The 1,732-nt window shown below is 60.9% G+C and carries 2 protein-coding genes; one reads left to right on the top strand and one right to left on the bottom strand.

All coding sequences use genetic code 11. From position 1 onward, the window contains the following. Positions 1 to 1,024: aminotransferase class V-fold PLP-dependent enzyme (locus QMZ25_RS19150; RefSeq protein ID WP_283220144.1), on the bottom strand; the 1,024-nt coding region annotated here is incomplete at its 3' end. 374 nt (positions 1,025 to 1,398) lie between these two features. Here QMZ25_RS19150 and QMZ25_RS19155 point away from each other — a divergent pair. Next, positions 1,399 to 1,732 (top strand): hypothetical protein (locus QMZ25_RS19155; protein WP_283220143.1); only part of this gene is annotated, 334 nt, incomplete at its 3' end.

Here is a 1,732-nt window from a genome sequence, read left to right on the forward strand (position 1 = left end):
TCACGGCCGCCTTCTCCGGCGCTTCACCGATGATGCGCAGGCCTTCGACGCGGCGCAGCTCTTCGGTGAAGTGGGCGAGCAGCTCGGCTTCCCGCGCCTCCACGTGCTCCTGGCCGATGTCCTGCAGGTAGTCGGCGGCCACGCCCAGCCCGATGAAGCCGGCGATGTTCGGGGTGCCGGCCTCGAACTTGTGCGGGGCATCGTTGAACACGGTGCCCTCGAAGCTGACTTCCTTGATCATCTCGCCACCGCCGAGGAACGGCGGCATCGCGTCCAGATGCTCGCGGCGTGCCCACAGGGCGCCGGTGCCGGTCGGTCCGCACATCTTGTGGCCGGTGATGGCATAGAAGTCGCAGCCGATCGCGGCGACGTCGACCTTGCGGTGTGGCGCGGCCTGCGAACCGTCCACCACGGTGATGATGCCGCGCTTGCGCGCCTCACGGCAGATCTCGCGCACCGGGTTGACCGTGCCGAGCACATTGGACACGTGGGTGACCGCCAGCAGCTTGACCTCGGGGGTCATGGCCGCACGCAGCGCATCAAGGTCGAGCGCGCCATCCGGGGTGATCTCGGCCACGCGGATGGTGGCGCCGGTACGCTGCGCGACCAGCTGCCACGGCACGATGTTGGCGTGGTGCTCCATGCGCGAGACCAGGATTACATCACCGGACTTCAATCGCGGCAGCGCCCACGAGTATGCCACCAGGTTGATGGCGAAGGTGGTGCCGCTGCACAGCACCAGATCGCTGGGGCGCACGTTGAGGAAGCGCGCCAGTTTGTTGCGCGCACCTTCGTAGGCATCGGTGGCTTCACTGCCCAGGGCATGCACCGCGCGGCTGACGTTGGCGTTGTAGCGGCGATAGAACTCATCCACCGCGCCGATCACCTGCACCGGTTTCTGGCCGGTGTTGGCGTTGTCGAAATAGACCAGCGGCTTGCCATGCACTTCACGCATCAGCAGCGGGAAGTCGCGAGGCCTGTAACCAGCGCAACTAACTTGGAAGTGGGAGCTGATATCGCACAGCTTTCCGACCAGTCCTATACGACTGTCAATTTTGCTCTGGGTGATGCGACTTCGGGTGTTGGAGCGGGCAGCGTAGTTCAAGGGCAGAACAACTACTCCGGACCAGGTGTGAGGGTGGCAATTGCTCATACACATCCAGTGAATACCGCATTCAGCTACTGGAAGGGATCCTGTTTCTGCGGCGGTCGCTGGGAGGGGAGCCTTTATCGCGGTGACTTGGAGCGAGCAAGATCTGCAGGCGTAAATAGCTACGTAGCCACTCCAAGCGGATCAGTCATGGGGTTCGACTTCAGGGGAATGAATGGAGCAGTCAATGCGCGATCGAACCCAAGCGCGTACATTGCGGCGGAAGACTACTTCTTTAAGGTGAAATGATGAATGCTGGGCGCTGGGTGTTTCCAGTTATCACGCTTGTTTTGGTTCTGGGTGCTTGCTCTTCATCTAAACAGAATGAGGGGCTCGCGGATACGCCGGGGAGCTGTAAAATCCGTGGCAACGAGGCGGGGGCTGAAACGTGCATGACTACGATGTCTGCTCTGTTGTCCCAGCCGGAAAAGTTTGATGGGCGCCTCGTTTCTTTCTATGCCTGGGTGGATCAGATCAATGGATCTATTCTGTTCTTCCCATCGCGTGATGCATTGGAGTCAAGGGATTCGTTCAGCTCATTGGTGGCGTATCCGCAGTCAAGTCCGGACGCCTTTAAAGAGC

Origin of the sequence: Stenotrophomonas sp. RS-48 (assembly GCF_030053245.1) — a bacterium.
GTDB lineage: Bacteria > Pseudomonadota > Gammaproteobacteria > Xanthomonadales > Xanthomonadaceae > Stenotrophomonas > Stenotrophomonas maltophilia_P.